This window comes from Blautia acetica, assembly GCF_038739805.1.
Lineage (GTDB): Bacteria > Bacillota > Clostridia > Lachnospirales > Lachnospiraceae > Blautia.
In genome coordinates, this window is record NZ_JBBEWO010000007.1 from 82,510 (window position 1) to 101,775 (window position 19,266).

Genomic DNA, 19,266 nt, shown 5'->3' on the forward strand with positions numbered 1-19,266 from the left:
ATCTTTTCACTTTTTTATAGTTTATCACAGCCGGACAAGGGATACAAGAAAGTCTTTAAAAGGCTCTGCAATTTCAGACAATATCATCTGTAAAACTCTTCTTCCAGGATTTCACTGCATGTTTTCTGTAAACTGAAATCAAACAAAATCTGCAGCAGTCCAAAACGATTCCTCAAATCTTTTGCAAAATAAATCCCCTTTTTAAAAGTTTCCAAAGACACTTGGATTTCTGCCGGAGAACTGGGTGCTCCCATCGATTTTAAAATCTGTGCAACCGTCTTTGCAGAAGGAAGATTTTCCAGAACAGACCCGATTTCTTCCTGTTTTTCTTCCCACACGCTTCGTCTTCTCAGAACCTCATTATCCGCATTTTTCCCAACCTCCTGTTCCAGCTTTAGAACTTCCGGCGCTGCCGGACCATAGGCCTCCTCAATTTCTTCTGCCCACTTTTTATACGAAAAAGCTGATACTTGCTGCGAAAGCCCCATGTTTTTCTTCTCTTTCAGTATTTCATATAACCGCAGGGCAGCCACTGTTGCCACTCCTACTTTTGTTCCGTGCAAAGGGTCAGATTGGTGTCTCAGCAAAAACATCATTTCCCAATAGTGAGACATATGATGTTCACTTCCTGAAGCCGGACGGGAATTTCCAATATAGCTCATTGCAATACCGCTTAAAACCAGTCCTTCCATAAGAGCAGCTACTGCATTCTTCTCTCTCTTTGCTGCTGCCTCGGCATTTTCTGTTACTTTCTCTATCGATTTTCGAACTAATGCTGTCACTTCCGGACAAAGATACTCCTCATTTATTTCATGAGCCAGCTGCCAATCTGCCAAACATACATATTTCCCAATAATGTCCCCGACGCCTGCAGCAAGCATATGCATGGGTGCTTCACAAAGTACCTGTAAATCTCCGATAATCACTCTGGCCGGTCTTGCTGTATAAGTTGTTTTTAAATGACGGATAATCAGTGGAGATACATTTGAGGCATACCCATCCATAGAAGGAGCTGTTCCCACAACATAATAATCTATTTTCATTTTATAACTGACGTACCTGCACAAATCATTAATCGTTCCGCTTCCTACAGCTATGATTAAATCACAGTCCTGAGGTACCTGTGTAAAAAGGTAAATCAAGGCCTGTTCATCCGGCACCAGTTCCGGCTCATGATAAAGAACCTTGCTAAAGTTGTATCCTGCTTTTGTAAGTTCCTCATACACCCGGAAACCGGCGGCTTTTTCCGTATGCTCGTCACATACCACACACAATTTTTTATAGGAATGACGACTTAAAATCCCCGGCAGGCGGCAAATTGCATTCTCCTCAATAAGAATTTCCTCAATATCACAAAAATGTGTTCTTCCACAGCTGCATTCAATTTCTTTTTGCAAATAAGCCTTCCAATCTGTTTTTTCCATATCTTTCTGTCCTTTCTCTGCTTCAATGGCATGAATTCTAACAGCAGAGTAGCATAAAAGATACTCATGGTCAAATTGGATGTCAAAATATTAATCCGTTCTATTATTAATATTTTAAAATATTAATTACAATTTCCGAGGATATGATGTACTTCCTCTAATAATCAAGCGAGGTTCATATTCTATATGATGAATCATTCCCTCCTTCAAAAAACCGCCTCTTTCCTGTTCTGCTTCTATCTTGTCAAGAAGAAGGCGACAGGCATCTTCCCCTTTTTTGGGGGCAAAATGCTCCACAGTTGTCAAGTCAATCCCTTTCATTCCGGAAATTAATAAATTGTCGCAGCCCACTACGGAAATTTCTTCCGGAATTTTGTAATGCAGGTTTAAAAGTGCATCGCGGATTCCCAGAGCAACCATATCACTGCTTCCGGCTATGGCAGTTAAATCAGGAACTTCTCTAATCATTTCCAAAGCCAGCTCATATCCTGTCCTGTATTCCATATCTTCCTCTTGAAATAAAATGTCCATCTGTTCCGGAAGGCTCTTAATATAAACACTGTCTCCATATCCTGCTTTTTCAAAAGTTTCACAGAAACCTTTCATTCTGGCTCTTCTGGCGGATTGCCTCTGTGTCAGAGGAGTGGATAAAAAGGCTGCTTTTCTGTGTCCCAGTTCCAGCAAATGCCCAGCAAGAAGTTCACCTGTTTTCTTACTGTTCAGTTCCACTGTGTCCATTCCTTCCACAACAGCTTTCTCTCCAATAAGTATAACCGGTATCTTTTCAGAAATCTTTTGAAGAAGTTCCGTAAATACCGGCGTGAAAGTACAAATGACTCCCGATGGATTCAGTTTTTCTATTTTTTTCAGGTACTTCTCCTCTGTTTGATAATCCCTCCTGGTATTACATAAAAACACGTCATACCGATTTTTCTGTGCTGTCTTTTCAATTCCCTGTAAAAGAGAACAATAATACGGATTGGATAAATTGGGACACATGACAAAAATAGTTCCTCTCATGGACACCCTGGTTCTTGAAGCCTTCTTTTCATTCGTATATCCCAATGTCCGAGCTGCCTCTTCCACCCGCTCTATCGTTTCTCTTGAAAAAGAGACATTATATTTTTTATTAAGAATCATGGACACAGCTGACTGAGAAACGCCTGCCTTTCTGGCTACATCTGTAGAAGTAATTTTTTTTCGGTTCATGAATGCCTTTCCTTTCCCCAATTATAAAATATCTTCTCCTATTGTATCATAGCGAAAAAGCATTGCAAGAACTGAACACGCTTATTTATTTTCTGAAGAGTAATATGGAATGCACAAATAGGAGCCCTCATAAATTACATCACTCTTCATGTGGTTAATCTTTTTAACTTCTCTGATATAGTCTTCTGTGGAATCATATTCTTCCGTCTGATATTCCTGAGCTATTTCCCAGAGACTTGTTCCCTCTTTTATTTCGATACTGGTAAAATACTTATGCCGTACAGACTCCTGTGTACCCGCACTGGCCGTATCAGAAGTAACCCAGAGCATTCCTAATACCACTGCACACAATAAAACTATAGCATACAAAAAACTTCGTTTTCTTCTTAATTTACTTCTCATTCTCATACCCTCCGTAAAATCGCGAAAATATGTTTGCGAACATCTGTTTGCTTTCTATCTGCAATCAGCATACTACAAGAACACATGTTTGTCAATACTTTTATCGAACATATTTTCGTTTCACGAACAAACTTTCCGAATATCTGTTTGCATTTTCTGTAAAGCTGTGATATGATAAAAGTAAGATTTCGATGATTCGGAGGTACCAGATTATGTCATATGGAAAAATAAGTCAAAAACAATCTGAAATTTTAGAATATATGAAAAATGAAATTTTAAACAGAGGATTTCCTCCTTCTGTAAGGGAAATTTGCGAGGCTGTGAATCTGAAATCCACATCCTCTGTCCATTCCCATCTTGAAACACTGGAAAAAAACGGCTATATTCGCAGAGACCCAACCAAACCCCGTGCCATAGAGATTGTAGATGACAATTTTAATCTGGTTCGGAGAGAGACGGTTAATGTTCCTATTGTTGGCAAAGTAGCTGCAGGACAGCCGCTTCTTGCCATGGAAAATGTCGAGGGATATTTCCCCATTCCTTCTGAATTTATGCCCAACAACAAAACTTTTATGCTGGTCGTAGAAGGTGACAGTATGATAAATGCCGGAATTTTCAGCGGAGATTATGTGCTTGTAGAACAGCAGCCTACTGCTGAGAACGGTCAAAAGGTTGTTGCACTGGTAGACGACTCTGCAACAGTAAAAACCTTTTATAAAGAAAAAGATTATATTCGTCTTCAGCCGGAAAACGATTCCATGGATCCTATCCTTGTAGGACCGGAGCAGGTTTTCCAGATTCTTGGAAAAGTAATTGGTGTGTTTCGTTTTATGCGTTAATTTCAGCAAAAAAGAAGAACCCCATAGAAGCGTCTCTGATTTTCCACTTGGTATTCTTGAGCACACTTCGTATGGAGTTTCTTCTCTTGCTTTTACATATCTAAATCTGTTCTCTCAACTAAAGTTCCATCTCTCCAGATACGTTCTAAATCATAGAACAGACGGTTTTCTTCATCAAAAATATGAATCACGACATCTCTGTAATCCATAAGAATCCAGTTTGCGCTCTGGTATCCTTCCATCTGTTTGGCTTCTACACCGGCTCTTCCCAGCACTTCATCCACATTATCTGCCATGGCCTGCACCTGACTGCGGTTAGTTCCGCTGGCAATGATAAAGTAGTCTGCCAGTGTTGAAATCTGTTCAATCTGAATAATTTTAATATCCTGAGCCTTTTTATCTTCCATGGCCTCGCAAGCCATGCGTGCTATTTCTTTACTATTCATGGTCTGTGTTCTCCTTTTCCTTTTTTCCAAGGTGCAGCGCTTCATAATATTGAAAAGCCTTTTCTGTATAAGGATCGATAAGTTTTGCACTGGTTTCCAGATAGGAAAGGCTGTCTTTTAAAATGTAATACATTCCTTCATCTAAATCCATAAAAGCTACTTTTCTCACCCAGGACAGATTGGGTGCTCTGTCTCTTCCAGGTTCAATATAGTCCGCTATATAGATTATTTTCTCCAGACTGCTCATATCCTCTTTCCCTGTAGTATGCCAGCGGATAGCAGACAATATTCCCAGGTCATGTATATCGTACTTCTCTTTTGCAATATAAACACCCAGCTTCGCATGAATCAAAAAGGGATTTTGCTTTTCAAAGGTACTGAGTTCAATGCCCTGCTTCCGGCAGATTTTCAACTTCTTTTTATTGGGAATACACTTTGCACAATCGTGAAGCAGACCTGCCAGCCGAGCCTGCTCCATATTGGTTCCATGAGCCATAGCCAGGGCTGCCGCTGTGTACATCACTCCCTGGGTATGCATAAAACGGTCTTTATCCAGATATTTTTTCAATTTTTTCTCAATTTCCGCAAAATCATATTTCATCTTTATCACTACCCTTGTATATATTATTCTCCATGATATAAGATATCACCTGGTCCGGTACATAATAGGCCAATGAACGGCGCTGCTGTATCCAGGTACGAATCTGCTCTGAAGAAATATCAATGTTCAGAGAATTCAGCTTTTCTATTCTTCCCCCGTATTTTTTCTTCAGTGCGGCAATGGTCTCGTCTAAACGCTGATGACTGGTATGATTTCTGGTGGCTACCAGAATTGTACAGACATTCAGAATGCGGAAAGGTTCTCTCCATTTTTCAAAATCATACAGAGAGTCTGCTCCCAGAATAAAAAAGTATTCCGTATCCGGATTTTGGTTTTGCAAATTTTCCAGTGTTCTGTAGGTATAGGTATATCCATCCTGCCGCATTTCTTCCAGAGACAGTTCAAAATGCGGATTTGACGCTATAGCCCTTTTCACCATTTCTGTGCGCTGCTCATCACTGGCCCGGTCTTTTCTTTCTCTTTTATGCGGAGGGTTTCCGGCAGGCATAAACAGCACCTTATCCAATTGAAACTGTTCATATGCCGTTTCTCCCAGAATCAAATGCCCTATATGAATAGGATCAAAAGTACCTCCCATGATACCGATTCTCTTTCTTTTTTCCCGCATAACACTTTCCTCTTTTTTGTTATTCTTTATGGCAGAAATATCTTTTTCTTATTATCCTTGCCTTCTTTATATAACACAATTTTTTTACCAATGACCTGTACGACCTGAGAACGTGTACGCTCTGCAAGCACTGCGGCAATTTCCTTCGGGTCATCCATACAGTTCTGGAGAACACTGATTTTAATCAGTTCTCTTGCCTCTAAGGCTTCTGCAACAGCTGCTGTATTTTCCGGTGTCAAACTGGATTTTCCAATCTGAAAAATCGGTTCCATAGTCATTGCAAGCCCTTTTAAATACGCTCTTTGTTTGCTTGTCATGCTTTATCTCCTGTTTTCCTTATTTATAATAATCAAAGTCAAAGCCATACATACGAACCGTATCCCCTTCCTGGATACCTGCTTTCTCCAAATCTTCCAGAATACCGCTTTCTTTTAAGAATTTCTGGAAGAACAGGAACCCTTTTTCGGAATCCAGATTGGTATAGCCCAGCATTTTTTCTATCTTTGGACCTTCTATAATGAAAACATGCTCGTCTGCTTCGTCCTGTGCTACTGTATACGGAAGATTTTCTGTAATCAGTGCGTCTTCCGGGAAAAACTCCTGCTCAAAAATTACAGGCTCTTTATCTATTGTATCCAAAAGCTGTTTTACATAGTATAAAAGTTCTTTCAATCCTTTTCCGCTTACCGCAGAAATTGCAAAAACTTTCATTCCCTGAGGTTCAAATTCATCACGAATCTTCTGCACCGGGTCTTCATCCCCTGCATACACGGCATCTATTTTATTTGCTGCAATGACCTGTGGACGCTTCATAAGTTCCGGGTCATAGGCTTCCAGTTCTTTATTGATTTTATAAATATCCTCAATGGGGTCTCTGCCTTCTGTGGACGCTGCGTCTACCAGATGAATTAAAACCCGTGTTCTTTCAATATGACGCAGGAACTGATGTCCCAAGCCCACACCTTCTGACGCGCCTTCAATCAATCCCGGAATATCGGCAATAACAAACCCGTTGCAGTCATCTAAATCCACCACACCCAAATGAGGATTCAGAGTTGTAAAATGATAATTGGCAATCTGAGGTCTGGCATTGCTGACTCTGGAAAGCAGAGTGGATTTTCCTACGTTTGGAAATCCGATAAGTCCTACATCGGCAATGACTTTTAATTCCAGCTGCACTTCCAGTTCCTGTGCCGGCTGGCCGGGCTGTGCATATTTAGGGACCTGCATAGTTGCCGTAGCATAGTGCTGATTTCCCTTTCCGCCTCTGCCGCCTTTTAATACAATCTGTCTGGTATTTCCGCCGGACATATCCGCAATAACTTTTCCGCTGACTGCCTCTTTAATAACGGTTCCTTCGGGCACTTTTAAAACAATATCTTTTCCATTTGCCCCATGGCATCTTTTTTTGCCGCCTTCTTCACCGTTTCCTGCGGCATATTTACTTTTATGACGGTAATCGGTCAGTGCATTCAGACCTTTATCCACTTCAAATATGACATCTCCGCCCTTACCGCCATCTCCGCCGTCAGGACCGCCGTTTGGGACATACAGCTCTCTTCGGAAACTGACATGTCCATCCCCGCCTTTTCCGGAGCGGATATATATTTTTGCTCTGTCTGCAAACATAATAACCTCTTTCTTTTATTGAAAAAAAGTGGCTTCAAACCCCTGAAAGATTTGAAGCCGCCTTGTTATCGTAATTACTCTTCAGTAGCCACTGGAACTACAGAAACCTGTTTTTTGTCTCTGCCTTTTCTCTCGAAACGAACAACACCATCAACTAATGCGAATAATGTGTCGTCTCCGCCTCTGCCTACATTTACGCCTGGATGAATTTTTGTTCCACGCTGTCTGTAGAGGATGTTTCCAGCTTTTACAAACTGTCCGTCAGCTCTTTTGGCACCAAGTCTTTTAGACTCAGAGTCACGTCCGTTCTTTGTAGAACCAACACCTTTTTTATGAGCGAATAACTGAAGGTTCATTTTTAACATGTCTTTACACCTCCTCGAATATTACATCGATATACTCCATGTATTCTTCTTCTATCCCCTGTAAACCAAGGATAAGCGAATTCAGAAGCAACGCCGTTTCTTTGGAATATCCCGGCTCTATTTTGAAATCCAGCCCTCCCATCTGCTCATCTACATCCACAGTAAACCTGTCCTCTGTAAACTGCTCAATGGAATTCACTGTATTCTGCGCCAGCACCGATACAGCTGCACACACAATATCACTGCCGCTTTCGGCATATCCTGCATGACCCTGCATGGCAAAACCTAAGATTTTCTGCTCTGAATTCTGATAAATCGTCACTTTAATCATAATGAATTAAGCATTGATTTTTTCAATTTTAACTTTAGTAAACTGCTGTCTGTGACCGTTTTTCTTGTGGTATCCGGTTTTTCTCTTATATTTGTAAACGATAACCTTTTTCGCTTTACCGTTTTCAACTACAGATGCAGTTACACTTGCATTGGCTACGTCTTCGCCAACTTTTAAACCGTCGTTGCTTACAGCAAGTACCTGGTCAAATGTAACAGTTTCACCAGCTTCTGCTCCAAGCTTTTCTACTCTGATAACATCGCCTTCGGCTACTTTGTACTGTTTACCACCTGTTGCAATAATTGCGTACATATGGCACCTCCTATTATCATTACTCGCCAAATATGGTGACCGTATACACGGTACTTATACCTCTTTGTGCGGCATACGCTAATATACTAACAGAAATCCTTTTATTCGTCAATAGATATTTTGAATTTTTCTGCAAAATATCTTAGAATATCTTAGGATTACAACACATGCCCGAACACATTTTCCGGCTTTTTTCATTTTCTCATTTCACTTCTACCAGTTCAATACGGAAATTCAGTTCTTTTCCCGCCATCTCATGATTGGCATCAAACGTAATTGTACTCTCATCTTTTGCTGTCACCTTAACAGGAAATGGCTGTCCAAGCTGATTGGATAAATAAACCTGCTGTCCCGTTTCCAAATCTTCCGCTCCCGGAAGCTGTGCAATCTCAACGGTAAAAATCGCATTGGGGTCCGGCATTCCATACGCCTCTTCCGGCATCAAATGAATCTCCGCAATCTGACCCACTTCCATATCTGCCACTGCTGCATCAAAACCTTTAATCATCTGACCCACTCCGCAAGTGAACTCCAACGGTTCCCCTCTGTCATAGGAAGAATCAAACTGTGTGCCATCATTAAAGGTTCCTCTGTAATGGGTACGGCAGACTTTCCCAACATTACGGCCTGTCAGCACCGGCGCAGAACCACAATGTCCACCGCAGTTTCCGCTACAGCTGTGTCCCTCTCCGTGGTCTCCGCAGCTATGTCCCTCTTCATGGTGATGATTGCAGTTTACTCCTGTGGATACTAATTCCCCTTTCAAGTAAGCTTCCACAGCCTGGTCTGTATCCCCCTGGGCTCCCGCGCACAATTCAATTCCCGCCTCAGCAAGAGCCGTCTGAGCTCCACCGCCAATGCCTCCGCAAATCAATACATCAACAGACTGTTCTGCTAAAAGTCCGGCCAACGCTCCATGTCCGGAACCATTAGAACTCATCACTTCACTGGAAACTACTTTATTGTCTTCCACTTCATATACTTTAAAATATTCCGTCTTTCCAAAGTGCTGAAATACCTCTCCATTATCATAAGTTACTGCTATTTTCATCTCTGTATCCTCATCTTTCATTTTTTTAATCCCGCCAGCAGGATATGATATTAATTTTATCATATAGAAAGCTTTTTGTGTGAATAATTTTTCAGTTTCCGATTCTACAGTCTTTAGCTAGTCAATCCTCCCTCCCACCAATTCCGCAAACTTCTGCATTTCCTGTGTCACCCATTTGTTCCTGCAATAGAGCAGCTGGCTGTACATCACCACCGACGGAAGATTGGTTCGGACTTCCGAAAATCGTTTCTTCTCCAATTCCTCCTTCACCGTAAATGCCGGAAGAAAAGAAAGTCCCATACCCTTTTTCAGCAGATGAATAATGGTTTCCGTATTGCCGATTTCCAGAATCGGCATAATTTCCAAATCCCGCTCGGACAGCAGCCGTTCCAATTCATACTGATAAGCGGCTCCCAATTCTGTCAGCAAAAAGGGCTTTTTTACCAATTCCTGTATAGGTATCTGTTCTTTTCTTTCCTGTAACTGTTCCGCCAGGGTCACAAACAAAATGTGCTCCTTCCTTTCCACAACTTTCACCCATTCCCCGCTGCATATTTTTCTGTCCAGCGTAAAGACAAAATCAATTTCATTGCTCCTCGCCATTTCCATCAGTTCTTCTGTTGTGCCTGATTTTATGGTGATTTTCACTCTGGGATAACTGCTGTGAAAAGTCAGCAGGAAATCTGGCAACATAGCGGTACAGACGGATTCTACCCCGCCAATCCGTAAGGTTCCATCCAGTTCCCCCTTTTCCTTTGCAAAAAACCGGGCTCGGTTGGCCGCCCCCATGATTTCATTGGCATAAGAAGTAAATTCCATTCCCCTTTCCGTTAGAAAAACCCGCTTTCCGATTCGTTCAAACAGCGGAGTTTCCAGTTCTTTTTCCAACTGTTGTATCTGCACAGTCACAGCGGATTGGGAATATCCCAGTTGTTCTGCTGCTTTTGAAAAATTTTGAGTTGCTGCCACCTTCAAAAAAGTGTTGATATTTCTCAGTTCCATGTATCTCTTTCCTTACTCTTCAGCTCTTTATTAATTTTTTTCATATATATTATCAAATATATGAATTTTACAGATATATAACTGTAGTATACAATAAACTTATTCTACCGTAAAGATTTACGGTTGATTTTCAAAAAGTAAAAAAGCCAACAAAATATATGAAATATATGAAAAAATGGCGAAAAAGAAAGGACAAGCAACCATGCTAAACAGTGAAAATGTTTTAAACAGCGCCCAGTTAGAAGCGGCCATAAAAAAATTTGTACACAATTTCTGTCTTGAAAAGCATGATATTCATTCTCAGAAAGTCACCTGGTATACGGAAGAAGGACAAGCAGACAAAATCAAGCAGATTGGAATTTCAAAAGAGGGACGTCCCGTAGATGAAGTCGTTACCGAAATGACAGAAGAAGTGTATCGTTACCGGGGTGATGCGAACCATCCACGGTTTTTTGGCTTTGTACCCGGTCCGGCTTCCTCCATCTCCTGGCTGGGAGATATTATGACTTCCGCCTATAATATTCATGCCGGAGGCAGCAAACTGGCCCCTATGGTCAACTGTATTGAACAGGAAGTTCTGCAATGGCTGTGCCGTCAGGCCGGCTTCACCCAGAATGCGGGCGGTGTCTTTGTAAGCGGCGGCTCTATGGCAAACATTACAGCTCTTACTGCTGCCCGGGACCACAAATTAAATGATGAAACCCTGCACCTGGGCACAGCTTATATCTCGGACCAGACCCACAGCTCTGTTGCCAAAGGTCTGCGGATTATCGGTATTCCGGACAGCCGTATCCGCAAAATCCCTTCCAATTCCACCTTTCAGATGTGCACAGATGTTTTGGAAAAACAAATTCAGGAAGACACCCAAAACGGACTGATTCCCTTTGTTGTTATCGGTACAGCCGGAACCACAAACACCGGAAGCATCGATCCTCTGGAAGAACTGGCAGCCATCTGTTCCAAGTATGAACTCTGGTTTCACATTGACGGGGCCTATGGCGCTTCCGTCCTGTTAAGCCCCCGTTATAAACACCTGCTAAAGGGCACGGAGCTGGCCGACAGTATCAGTTGGGACGCCCACAAATGGCTGTTTCAGACTTATGGCTGTGCCATGGTTCTGGTAAAGGATGTGAGACATCTGTTCCACAGTTTTCATGTAAATCCGGAATATTTAAAAGATGTGGAGGGGGATATGAGGCATATCAATACCTGGGATATAGGCATGGAACTGACCCGCCCTGCCCGCGGCCTGAAATTATGGCTGACCCTGCAGGTATTGGGCACGGATTTGATTGGCAGCGCCATTGAACATGGATTTGAACTGGCTGACTGGGCCGAAGAAGCGCTTCTGGAACTGGACCATTGGGAAATCGTATCGAAATCCCAGCTTGCCATGGTAAATTTCCGCTATACTTCCGAAGATTTGACGGAAGAAGAAACCGACCTATTAAATGAACGCATTTCTGAACGCATGCTGGCCAGCGGTTATGCCGCACTTTTTACCACAGTGTTAAACGGCAAAAAAGTGCTGCGAATCTGTGCGCTCCATCCGGAAACTACCCGGGATGATATGCGCACAACCGTTCATATGCTGGATACCTTTGCCGGCAAGCTGCATACAGAAATGAAACAATTACAAAAATAAATTTCCTAAATACTTTTTTTTCTTTTCCAAACCGGAAGAAAGCCCACGGCTGCTCCGCACACTGCCGGCAGCATCCAGCCCAGGTGCAGATGATAAAAAGGAAGGCTTCGTCCCCATACGGTCAGTATGCCAAGGCTTATGCCTGCACTGTCCATAGCATTGATAAAAGCAAGAACAAAAGCTGCGGCCATACTGAGTATATAGACCATTTTCTTATCCCCAATCCACTTTCTTCCAAACGAAAGTACAATCAGCACAATTAATACCGGATAAATCATCATCAGTACCGGCTGAGAAACTGCTATCAGATATGACAAACCTACATTGCTGACTGCAAAGCTGAACAGACACACCACTGCCGTTATTTTGCGATAGGACACTGATGGCAGCAATTCATGAAAATAATCTGCAAAGGAAGTGGTCAGTCCAATAGAAGTTGTCATGCAGGCCAGAAAAACGGAAACACCCAGCACGATTCCTCCCACAGGGCCCAGCAGATCACTAGCCACAGCATGCAGAAGCGCTCCTCCGTTTTCAAAGGTTGTATGCGTAATGGCACCGATATACGTCAGCATGTAGTAAATACCGCTGAGAATCAGCACCGCTCCGATTCCGGAAATAATCGTATATTTCACTACATTTTTCCGTTTTTTCACCTGAAAACCGGTGACGGCATTGATAATAATAATGGCAAATACAGGACCTGCAGGACCGTCCAGGGCATTGTACCCTTCAATCATACCTTTGAAGAACGCAATATCCTGGTATTCCCCTGCAGCTTTCTGAACAGCACCATATTGTACCGTATTCCCGGATTTGTCTGAAAACAGGCATACCAGATAAAGCAGGGCAATGCTTATAATCAGTACTGGCGTCATATATTTTCCGATAATATCCACAACCTTGCTTGGATTTCCACTGAGATAATAGGTCAGCAAAAAGAACACGGCTGTCACCGCCAGAGAGACCAGCCACGCATACTGCTGCGGCACATACGGGCGAACCGCCAGCTCATACGATACGCTTCCTGTTCGCGGCAGCGCAAAAAGCGGCCCTATCAGCAAATACACCATTACGGATAAAAGCAAAGAAAACCTCCGGCTCACAAGATCCCCAAGGTCCATAATTTTGTTCCCTACCAACACCACCGCAATCATTCCCAGCAAGGCAATACCTGCATCTGTCAGTATAAAACCGGCAAGTGCTTGCAAATAATTTTCTCCCGCAAGCCGTCCCATAGCCGGCGGAAAAATCATGTTGCCTGCTCCAAAGAATACGGCAAATAATGTCAGCGTCAGAGACAGTATCTGTCTCATTGTTAGTTTTTCCATAGATTACTCTCCTGTACTTTTCTCATAGTGATATCTTATTTCTCTTTCATCCCTCTGCTATCTTACCATTATACACGACTGTATACAATAAAAAATTAAAAAACAGGGAAGCAATCTGTCATCACTCCCCCGTTTTCTCAAAGTTCTCTTCTCATATCATACCACACAGCCCCACCGTGCTCCGATTCTGCTATGCCAAAATTCTGGAATTCGTGGCTTTCATAGAATCCTGTCAAATGCGCTTTGCAAGTCAAAATCACACCTTTTTTTCCTCTTTTTCTGCTTTCTGCCACCAGATACTCCAGCAGTCTCCCTGCAATCCCCTGACATCTGTACTCCGGTAATACATTTAAACCAAACACCGTCTGATAAGCTCCCCAGGGCTTATGCAGACTTACATCGTGGTACATTTCATCCGGCAGCTTTGGCTGGTCCGTGGTTCCTCCGTTGACGAATCCAACAATTTTCCCATCTAATTCTGCCACAAAAAAATTCTCTAAAAAAGCACACATCCGCTTCTGTATTTCCTCTTTAGAAGCTGCCTCTGCCGGCGGAAAACACAAAGCTTCTATTTCTGCCAGCAAAGAGGCTTCCTCCGCTCTCGCCTCTCTTATGAAAAACTCCATCTCTTTCCTTTTCCTTGCTTTTATTCCATACAAATTCCCAATTTTCTCAGATTTTCTTCTATCATATCCAGAACTTCTTCACTGTCTGCACTGATAGTATGACAGTGATGCCCGGAAGTGATATTCGTAAGCGGTTTGGATTTTCCCGTCCGAATGTCTTCCAAAAACTGTTTCACCTGCCGTCTGGAACTGATGTTTAGCACAGCCCGTAGTTCTCCGTAAACTTCATGCTGCACAAAAACATCTTCCACTGTTCCCCCGCAATCCACGATTGCATGCAGCTCTTCTTCTATCCGCTCATCTGTATGATACACCTGTATGATCCTCATACATTTCTGGGGACTGCTGCAAATATAGCCTCTGTTCGTAGAAAGAATTTCACAATCCGCCGCTCTTAACAGAGCAATATCCTGCACAATGACCTGTCGGCTCACTTGAAAAATTTCTGCCAGTTTTGTTCCTGACACCGGTTTGTTACTCTCTGAAATATATTTTAAAATTTCTTTTCTGCGTGTTTCTCCATCCATATTTCCTATCCTTTCTTCCCCAGACCGACTCGGTTTCCCGTCTCTTTTACACCTCATGAAGGTTTTTCAGGGAAAGATCCAGAATCGGAGAGGAGTGGGTTAAAGCCCCACTGGAAATATAGTCTACACCAATAGAAATCAGCCTGTCAATATTCTCTTTCGTCACATTTCCGGAACACTCTGTTTCTGCACGTCCATCAATGAATTCTATAGCGGCTTTCATAGTTTCCGGCGTCATATTGTCCAGCATAATAATATCTGCACCTGCATCTACTGCTTCTTTTACCATGTCCAATGTCTCGGTTTCCACTTCAATTTTCCGTACAAAAGGCGCATATTCCTTCGCCATTTCAATGGCCTGACGCACTCCGCCAGCCGCTGCAATATGATTATCTTTCAGTAAAATTCCATCGGAAAGGTTATATCTGTGATTGTATCCTCCTCCCACTTTTACCGCATATTTTTCAAAAATTCTCATATTCGGTGTAGTTTTTCTGGTATCCAGAAGTTTGGTTTTGCTTCCTTCCAAAAGGTCTGCAATCTGCCTGGTATAAGTGGCAATTCCGCTCATCCGCTGGAGATAATTCAAGGCTGTTCTTTCTGCGGAAAGCAGTACACGAATATCCCCTTTTACCACACCAAGAAGCTGTTTATTTTCCACTCTGTCTCCGTCTTTTACATAAAATTCCACCTGTGTATCACTGTCCAGAAGCTGAAAAACACGTTCAAATACTGCCAGACCTGCAATCACACCCTCCTGCTTACAGATTAGCTGCACCTCTCCCGCTTTCTTTTCTCTCATCACTGCATTCGTAGTAATATCTTCGCTTGTAATATCCTCCTGCAGAGCCTGTCTGATTAAATGATCTGCATTCAAATTCATGGTAATTTCATTCATTTTGCCTGTCGCTCCCTTTCTATCTCACACAATACTTCCCGCTTATATGTCTCCGCCAGACTTTCTTCCTGGCTGCTGATACACCTTTCTGCCTTCTGATACAAAGCTTCAAATACAGAAGAATCCCTCTCCTGTAAAAATATTTTCTGACTTCTCTCTTCCTGTATTTTCCCGGCGGCTCTTTTGGCAAACACCAGGCTTTCCAGCAGAGAATTACTTGCCAGACGATTGGCTCCGTGTACGCCATTGCAGCTGGTTTCCCCTACGGCAAACAGCCTGTCCATAGTGGTCTTGCTATCAGAATTCACACGAATACCGCCCATAAAATAATGCTGGGCAGGCACTACGGGAATCCAGTCTTTTGTTACATCATATCCTTCCTCCAGACACCTCTCATAGATATGAGGGAAGTGATTCAAAATCACTTTTTCGCCCAGAACCGTCATATCCAGCCACACATAAGGCTTCCCATCTTCTTCCATTTGTCTGCGGATAGCTGCAGTCATTAAGTCTCTTGGCAATACCTCATTGGCAAACCGTTCTCCTTTGGCATTGTACAGTTTTGCCCCTTCTCCCCGCACAGATTCAGAAATAAGAAACCGTCTGCCCGGGCGGGTGGAATACAAAGTAGTGGGATGTATCTGTATATAATCAATATGTTCTAATTCTACTCCATGGCGCATGGCTATGGCAAGTGCATCTCCGGTAAGATGAGGATAATTGGTGGAATGCTGATACAGACCTCCAATGCCTCCGCTGGCCAGAATGGTTTGTCCTGCTTCGATTCCCAGATGTTTCCCTTCCTCTGTTCTTGCAATAATTCCCAGACAGCAATTGTCTTTTTCAATGAAATCCAGCATGGTTACATGGTCCAGAATCCGTATATTGGAACGCTTCTGTACAGCCTGCAAAAGTTTGCTCGTTATCTCTTTTCCGGTAACATCTTCGTGAAAGAGAATCCTGGCTTTTGAATGACATCCCTCTCTGGTATAATCCAGTTTTCCGTCTTTGGTTGCAAACTCCACCCCATATTCCAACAGTTCTTCAATCACCTCTCTGGAAGAGCGAATCATAATGTCTACAGACTCTCTCCGGTTCTCATAATGGCCTGCTTTTAAGGTGTCTTCCATAAAGCTGTCATAGTCATTTTCATCTCTCAACACGCAGATTCCCCCCTGAGCCAGATAAGAATCGCTGTGTTTAATTTCATCCTTTGTAATCATCAGCACCTGCATATCCAAAGGAAGATGAAGCGCTGCAAAAAGACCACTTGCGCCTGTTCCCACAATCAATGCGTCTGTCTGAATCTTTTCCATTTGTGCTCCCCCTTACTTTGCCAGTTCCAACATGGTATCCAACGCTTTTAAAGCCTTTTGACTCACCACTTCCGGTAACTGTATCTCATACGTTCCGTTTTTCAGACTGTCTCTGACCTTTTCTAAGGTAACCTTCTTCATATCAGAACAACACTGTCCTTCCATAACACAATGGAAAATTTTATCGGGACATTTTTTCTTTAATTCATATAAAACGCCCTCTTCTGTACCGATTATAAATTCCTTCTGAAAAGACTGTTCTGCATGACTGATAATCTCCGAAGTACTGCCGATGAAATCCGCCTGCTGCAGCACCTTCTGCACACATTCCGGATGTACAAGAACCTCAGCCTGGGGATATTTTTTCTTTGCCTGTTCCAAAAGCTGCGGTGTGATTTCCCTGTGTACCGGACAGTATCCGTCGTTTGGAATAATGTTTTTTTCCGGCACCTGCTCTGCCACATAAGCAGCCAGATTTCCATCCGGAATAAAGAAAATATTGCGGTTTGGAAGAGCCTTTACAATCTTTACAGCATTAGAAGAGGTCACACAGACATCCGAAACCGTCTTTAGTTCTGCTGTGGAATTGATATAGCATACCACAGCCAAATCCTGGTAAATTGTTCTCATTTTCTGCACTTTTTCCACGGACGCCATATGAGCCATGGGGCAGTCTGCATCCCCATCCGGCATCAACACGGTTTTTGACGGATTCAAAATTTTCGCACTTTCTCCCATAAAGGAAACTCCTGCAAACACAATGATTTCTGCTTCTGTTTCCTTTGCTTTTTTACTTAAATAGTAAGAATCTCCTATGTAATCTGCAATCTCCTGTACTTCATCCGGTACATAATAATGTGCCAATATCACAGCATTTTTTTCTTTTTTTAATTGTTCTATTTCTTCTTTTATGGACTTCATCTTCTTTTATCCTCCTGCCAAAGCATTTGACAGTTATTATACAACAGCTTTTTACATATGACAAGACAGTTGTTTGTTTTTCTGTAAACACATAGACAGAAGATTCTATTCTGCCGGTTATAAGAAAAGAGGGGGCTGCATGGCATCATAACAGTCCCCTCTTTTCTTATTTTCCTGCCCAGAATTCCACCGCTTTTATCAGAAATTCTGCACATCCTTTTTGCTCTCTGTCGTAGTATTCCTGAAATCTGGAATCCGCCGTATATATGGCTGCAAGTCCTTTATGCGCTTGGGCCGAATACTCTTTCCAGGTATATCCCAGCCAGTTTTTATGCAGCATAACAATGCGTTTTCCCTCTTCACTTTCCGGGGAAACACCTGCTTTTACAGCTGCCTTTAATTGACGGAAAACTTCCTCTTCCAATTCCTGAAATCTTTCATAATCTGCTTTGGAAAGTCCCAGAATCTTCTGCTGTGACGCGTCTACTTCTTCATCTCCATACTTGTTCCGGGCCTCTTCGCCGTATGTTTTTTCCTGTTCTTTCACAAGTTTCTCTTTAAATACCTGGAATTTCATATCATCACTCATATATCCTTCTCCTTTCAAATCCGCAATGGTAAGTTCTACAGTTTGAATCAGAGAAGAAATATGCGCCTGCTGCCTCTGCAAAGCCTTTAAATGCTCATACAGAGCTCTCTCAATGTCAAAATTGGGCTGTGCCAGAATTTTACTGATAACCTCCAGCCCCAAATCCCGTTCCCGGTAAAAGAGAATCTGCTGCAAAAGCGCAACCTCTTTTTCTCCGTAATAGCGGTATCCTGCTTCATTCACCCTTGCCGGCTTTAACAGATGAATTTCATCATAGTACCGCAGAGTTCGGGTGGAAACTCCTGCAAGAGCTGCCAACTGACGTATGCTGTACTCCATATTTTTTCTCTCCTTTCTCCCTGTACTGTCATCTTACCCGTTGACGCTGCGTCAATGTCAAGAGAAAGTTTGAAAATATTTTTCAGGAAAATTTCAGTTCCATTTACGGACAATTTCCAGGATTTCTTCCTCGTATTCTCCGAATAAATCTTCGTGCTTGCCTATGTTTCTCACATTGGTTTCCGCGCCCCAGGCTTCATCAAAAAACTCCCACACATGGTAGGCCACACCTCTGTATTCAAAATCAACACTTCCGCATTGGTCTTCCTCTGTATAAGTATACGGAAAGCCTTTTTCCTTCAGTAAATTCTGTAGTTTTTCTAGTCGCATAGTTTTCCTCCCGGTATCTGTCAGGACTGTCTGGAACACTTTTCTGCGTCAATGGCCAGCACCAGCATCACTACATATAAAGCATCCTCTGGCTGCCCGATATCCATGACATAAGTATCTGTCCAATGAAAAATTTCTTTTCCAATCAGCGCTACGGTCATCCCATTTCTGTCCTGAATTTCATAGTTCCATTCCATGGCATTTCCTTCTATCTGCCATCCCATGAAATCAATGTTGTATTTCGGTCTGAAAAAGGTGAATTCCTTCTGCACAGACCCCATAAAGTCTTCCCCTGTATAGAGGTCAAACCTGGGCAGAAAAGTCAGCACTTTTTCTCTCACCATACCGGCATATTGGCCGCTGCTGTCATATATTTTCAGACAGTGTCCCCAGTCAAGCTGTCCCTTTACAGTAAAGACAACCTCACCCTGCTCATTATAAATATCATAGCTGTCCAACCATGAAAACATCTTTTGTTTAAACAGTAATTTCATGCATTACTCCT

At 42.6% G+C, this 19,266-nt stretch carries 24 protein-coding genes; 2 read left to right on the forward strand and 22 right to left on the reverse strand.

Translation table 11 applies throughout. The features are described 5' to 3' along the window. Positions 1-83: 83 nt before the first annotated feature. The 3 genes from WBS51_RS06800 to yneA form a co-directional block, all read right to left on the reverse strand. Positions 84-1,424, reverse strand: coding sequence for a sn-glycerol-1-phosphate dehydrogenase (locus WBS51_RS06800; RefSeq protein ID WP_173749736.1), 1,341 nt, complete (start codon positions 1,422-1,424; stop codon positions 84-86). Between the two features lie 126 nt (positions 1,425-1,550). Continuing rightward, positions 1,551-2,633, reverse strand: coding sequence for a LacI family DNA-binding transcriptional regulator (locus WBS51_RS06805; protein ID WP_173749737.1), 1,083 nt, complete (start codon positions 2,631-2,633; stop codon positions 1,551-1,553). A gap of 81 nt (positions 2,634-2,714) precedes the next feature. After that, the gene (yneA, locus tag WBS51_RS06810) at positions 2,715-3,035 is read right to left on the reverse strand and encodes a cell division suppressor protein YneA (RefSeq protein ID WP_226853673.1); all 321 of its coding nucleotides are present in this window, start codon (positions 3,033-3,035) and stop codon (positions 2,715-2,717) included. Between the two features lie 212 nt (positions 3,036-3,247). On the opposite strand from yneA, the gene lexA reads away from it, so the two are divergent. Beyond that, positions 3,248-3,874 (forward strand): transcriptional repressor LexA, encoded by a 627-nt coding sequence (gene lexA, locus WBS51_RS06815; protein WP_173749739.1) that lies wholly within the window; start codon positions 3,248-3,250, stop codon positions 3,872-3,874. A 92-nt stretch (positions 3,875-3,966) separates the two neighbouring features. On the opposite strand, the gene rsfS is transcribed toward lexA, so the two are convergent. The 10 genes from rsfS to WBS51_RS06865 all read right to left on the reverse strand — a co-directional run bounded on the left by rsfS (position 3,967) and on the right by WBS51_RS06865 (position 10,239). Continuing rightward, positions 3,967-4,320, reverse strand: a complete 354-nt coding sequence (rsfS, locus tag WBS51_RS06820) for a ribosome silencing factor (protein ID WP_173749740.1) — start codon at positions 4,318-4,320, stop codon at positions 3,967-3,969. Continuing rightward, complete coding sequence (yqeK, locus tag WBS51_RS06825) at positions 4,313-4,921, reverse strand: bis(5'-nucleosyl)-tetraphosphatase (symmetrical) YqeK (RefSeq protein ID WP_291683319.1); 609 nt, start codon at positions 4,919-4,921, stop codon at positions 4,313-4,315. Before yqeK ends, rsfS begins: the two co-directional genes overlap by 8 nt. Beyond that, entirely contained in the window at positions 4,911-5,549 is a 639-nt protein-coding gene (gene nadD, locus WBS51_RS06830) for a nicotinate-nucleotide adenylyltransferase (RefSeq protein WP_173749742.1), read from the reverse strand. Before nadD ends, yqeK begins: the two co-directional genes overlap by 11 nt. 26 nt (positions 5,550-5,575) lie before the next feature. Next, positions 5,576-5,866: a ribosome assembly RNA-binding protein YhbY gene (yhbY, locus tag WBS51_RS06835; RefSeq protein ID WP_003021144.1), complete on the reverse strand. Its 291-nt coding sequence runs from the start codon at positions 5,864-5,866 to the stop codon at positions 5,576-5,578. Positions 5,867-5,885: 19 nt separating this feature from the next. Then, positions 5,886-7,178 carry a GTPase ObgE gene (gene obgE, locus WBS51_RS06840; protein WP_294460560.1) on the reverse strand — a complete coding sequence of 431 codons (1,293 nt, stop codon included), beginning with the start codon at positions 7,176-7,178 and terminating at the stop codon, positions 5,886-5,888. A 74-nt stretch (positions 7,179-7,252) separates the two neighbouring features. Further along, on the reverse strand, positions 7,253-7,543 hold the full coding sequence (gene rpmA / locus WBS51_RS06845) for a 50S ribosomal protein L27 (RefSeq protein ID WP_072449350.1): 291 nt from the start codon (positions 7,541-7,543) through the stop codon (positions 7,253-7,255). A gap of 4 nt (positions 7,544-7,547) precedes the next feature. Further along, positions 7,548-7,874, reverse strand: coding sequence for a ribosomal-processing cysteine protease Prp (locus tag WBS51_RS06850; RefSeq protein WP_173749744.1), 327 nt, complete (start codon positions 7,872-7,874; stop codon positions 7,548-7,550). A 6-nt stretch (positions 7,875-7,880) separates the two neighbouring features. Further along, entirely contained in the window at positions 7,881-8,186 is a 306-nt protein-coding gene (gene rplU / locus WBS51_RS06855; protein ID WP_072449352.1) for a 50S ribosomal protein L21, read from the reverse strand. A gap of 202 nt (positions 8,187-8,388) precedes the next feature. After that, positions 8,389-9,237 carry a NifB/NifX family molybdenum-iron cluster-binding protein gene (locus WBS51_RS06860; RefSeq protein ID WP_173749745.1) on the reverse strand — a complete coding sequence of 283 codons (849 nt, stop codon included), beginning with the start codon at positions 9,235-9,237 and terminating at the stop codon, positions 8,389-8,391. Positions 9,238-9,354: 117 nt separating this feature from the next. Next, positions 9,355-10,239: a LysR family transcriptional regulator gene (locus WBS51_RS06865; protein WP_291683318.1), complete on the reverse strand. Its 885-nt coding sequence runs from the start codon at positions 10,237-10,239 to the stop codon at positions 9,355-9,357. 202 nt (positions 10,240-10,441) lie between these two features. Here WBS51_RS06865 and WBS51_RS06870 point away from each other — a divergent pair, with 202 nt between their 5' ends. Then, the gene (locus WBS51_RS06870; RefSeq protein ID WP_294461707.1) at positions 10,442-11,884 is read left to right on the forward strand and encodes a pyridoxal phosphate-dependent decarboxylase family protein; all 1,443 of its coding nucleotides are present in this window, start codon (positions 10,442-10,444) and stop codon (positions 11,882-11,884) included. 5 nt (positions 11,885-11,889) lie between these two features. Here WBS51_RS06870 and brnQ read toward each other — a convergent pair whose 3' ends face one another. The 9 genes from brnQ to WBS51_RS06915 all read right to left on the reverse strand — a co-directional run bounded on the left by brnQ (position 11,890) and on the right by WBS51_RS06915 (position 19,255). Next, on the reverse strand, positions 11,890-13,215 hold the full coding sequence (gene brnQ, locus WBS51_RS06875) for a branched-chain amino acid transport system II carrier protein (RefSeq protein ID WP_294461710.1): 1,326 nt from the start codon (positions 13,213-13,215) through the stop codon (positions 11,890-11,892). Between the two features lie 137 nt (positions 13,216-13,352). Then, a complete protein-coding gene (locus WBS51_RS06880; RefSeq protein ID WP_294461712.1) occupies positions 13,353-13,841 on the reverse strand; it encodes a GNAT family N-acetyltransferase in 489 nt (162 codons plus the stop codon). Between the two features lie 20 nt (positions 13,842-13,861). Then, positions 13,862-14,368: a transcription repressor NadR gene (locus WBS51_RS06885; protein WP_173749750.1), complete on the reverse strand. Its 507-nt coding sequence runs from the start codon at positions 14,366-14,368 to the stop codon at positions 13,862-13,864. A gap of 46 nt (positions 14,369-14,414) precedes the next feature. Further along, the gene (nadC, locus tag WBS51_RS06890; protein ID WP_294461714.1) at positions 14,415-15,266 is read right to left on the reverse strand and encodes a carboxylating nicotinate-nucleotide diphosphorylase; all 852 of its coding nucleotides are present in this window, start codon (positions 15,264-15,266) and stop codon (positions 14,415-14,417) included. Beyond that, positions 15,263-16,582, reverse strand: coding sequence for an L-aspartate oxidase (locus tag WBS51_RS06895; protein ID WP_173749752.1), 1,320 nt, complete (start codon positions 16,580-16,582; stop codon positions 15,263-15,265). Before WBS51_RS06895 ends, nadC begins: the two co-directional genes overlap by 4 nt. 12 nt (positions 16,583-16,594) lie before the next feature. Further along, positions 16,595-17,503, reverse strand: a complete 909-nt coding sequence (gene nadA, locus WBS51_RS06900; RefSeq protein WP_291683571.1) for a quinolinate synthase NadA — start codon at positions 17,501-17,503, stop codon at positions 16,595-16,597. 166 nt (positions 17,504-17,669) lie between these two features. Next, positions 17,670-18,431 carry a MerR family transcriptional regulator gene (locus WBS51_RS06905; RefSeq protein WP_291683570.1) on the reverse strand — a complete coding sequence of 254 codons (762 nt, stop codon included), beginning with the start codon at positions 18,429-18,431 and terminating at the stop codon, positions 17,670-17,672. 93 nt (positions 18,432-18,524) lie between these two features. Beyond that, positions 18,525-18,761 (reverse strand): kinase, encoded by a 237-nt coding sequence (locus tag WBS51_RS06910; protein WP_173750247.1) that lies wholly within the window; start codon positions 18,759-18,761, stop codon positions 18,525-18,527. A gap of 20 nt (positions 18,762-18,781) precedes the next feature. Then, on the reverse strand, positions 18,782-19,255 hold the full coding sequence (locus WBS51_RS06915) for an LURP-one-related/scramblase family protein (RefSeq protein WP_173750246.1): 474 nt from the start codon (positions 19,253-19,255) through the stop codon (positions 18,782-18,784). Positions 19,256-19,266 lie beyond the last annotated feature (11 nt).

What these genes read in the sequence shown, in the direction of transcription:
- WBS51_RS06800 (WP_173749736.1), bottom strand. Translation starts at nt 1,424, where the DNA reads ATGGAAAAAACAGATTGGAAGGCTTATTTGCAAAAAGAAATTGAATGC.
- WBS51_RS06805 (WP_173749737.1), bottom strand. Translation starts at nt 2,633, where the DNA reads ATGAACCGAAAAAAAATTACTTCTACAGATGTAGCCAGAAAGGCAGGC.
- yneA (WP_226853673.1), bottom strand. Translation starts at nt 3,035, where the DNA reads ATGAGAAGTAAATTAAGAAGAAAACGAAGTTTTTTGTATGCTATAGTT.
- lexA (WP_173749739.1), top strand. Translation starts at nt 3,248, where the DNA reads ATGTCATATGGAAAAATAAGTCAAAAACAATCTGAAATTTTAGAATAT.
- rsfS (WP_173749740.1), bottom strand. Translation starts at nt 4,320, where the DNA reads ATGAATAGTAAAGAAATAGCACGCATGGCTTGCGAGGCCATGGAAGAT.
- yqeK (WP_291683319.1), bottom strand. Translation starts at nt 4,921, where the DNA reads ATGAAATATGATTTTGCGGAAATTGAGAAAAAATTGAAAAAATATCTG.
- nadD (WP_173749742.1), bottom strand. Translation starts at nt 5,549, where the DNA reads ATGCGGGAAAAAAGAAAGAGAATCGGTATCATGGGAGGTACTTTTGAT.
- yhbY (WP_003021144.1), bottom strand. Translation starts at nt 5,866, where the DNA reads ATGACAAGCAAACAAAGAGCGTATTTAAAAGGGCTTGCAATGACTATG.
- obgE (WP_294460560.1), bottom strand. Translation starts at nt 7,178, where the DNA reads ATGTTTGCAGACAGAGCAAAAATATATATCCGCTCCGGAAAAGGCGGG.
- rpmA (WP_072449350.1), bottom strand. Translation starts at nt 7,543, where the DNA reads ATGTTAAAAATGAACCTTCAGTTATTCGCTCATAAAAAAGGTGTTGGT.
- WBS51_RS06850 (WP_173749744.1), bottom strand. Translation starts at nt 7,874, where the DNA reads ATGATTAAAGTGACGATTTATCAGAATTCAGAGCAGAAAATCTTAGGT.
- rplU (WP_072449352.1), bottom strand. Translation starts at nt 8,186, where the DNA reads ATGTACGCAATTATTGCAACAGGTGGTAAACAGTACAAAGTAGCCGAA.
- WBS51_RS06860 (WP_173749745.1), bottom strand. Translation starts at nt 9,237, where the DNA reads ATGAAAATAGCAGTAACTTATGATAATGGAGAGGTATTTCAGCACTTT.
- WBS51_RS06865 (WP_291683318.1), bottom strand. Translation starts at nt 10,239, where the DNA reads ATGGAACTGAGAAATATCAACACTTTTTTGAAGGTGGCAGCAACTCAA.
- WBS51_RS06870 (WP_294461707.1), top strand. Translation starts at nt 10,442, where the DNA reads ATGCTAAACAGTGAAAATGTTTTAAACAGCGCCCAGTTAGAAGCGGCC.
- brnQ (WP_294461710.1), bottom strand. Translation starts at nt 13,215, where the DNA reads ATGGAAAAACTAACAATGAGACAGATACTGTCTCTGACGCTGACATTA.
- WBS51_RS06880 (WP_294461712.1), bottom strand. Translation starts at nt 13,841, where the DNA reads ATGGAGTTTTTCATAAGAGAGGCGAGAGCGGAGGAAGCCTCTTTGCTG.
- WBS51_RS06885 (WP_173749750.1), bottom strand. Translation starts at nt 14,368, where the DNA reads ATGGATGGAGAAACACGCAGAAAAGAAATTTTAAAATATATTTCAGAG.
- nadC (WP_294461714.1), bottom strand. Translation starts at nt 15,266, where the DNA reads ATGAATGAAATTACCATGAATTTGAATGCAGATCATTTAATCAGACAG.
- WBS51_RS06895 (WP_173749752.1), bottom strand. Translation starts at nt 16,582, where the DNA reads ATGGAAAAGATTCAGACAGACGCATTGATTGTGGGAACAGGCGCAAGT.
- nadA (WP_291683571.1), bottom strand. Translation starts at nt 17,503, where the DNA reads ATGAAGTCCATAAAAGAAGAAATAGAACAATTAAAAAAAGAAAAAAAT.
- WBS51_RS06905 (WP_291683570.1), bottom strand. Translation starts at nt 18,431, where the DNA reads ATGGAGTACAGCATACGTCAGTTGGCAGCTCTTGCAGGAGTTTCCACC.
- WBS51_RS06910 (WP_173750247.1), bottom strand. Translation starts at nt 18,761, where the DNA reads ATGCGACTAGAAAAACTACAGAATTTACTGAAGGAAAAAGGCTTTCCG.
- WBS51_RS06915 (WP_173750246.1), bottom strand. Translation starts at nt 19,255, where the DNA reads ATGAAATTACTGTTTAAACAAAAGATGTTTTCATGGTTGGACAGCTAT.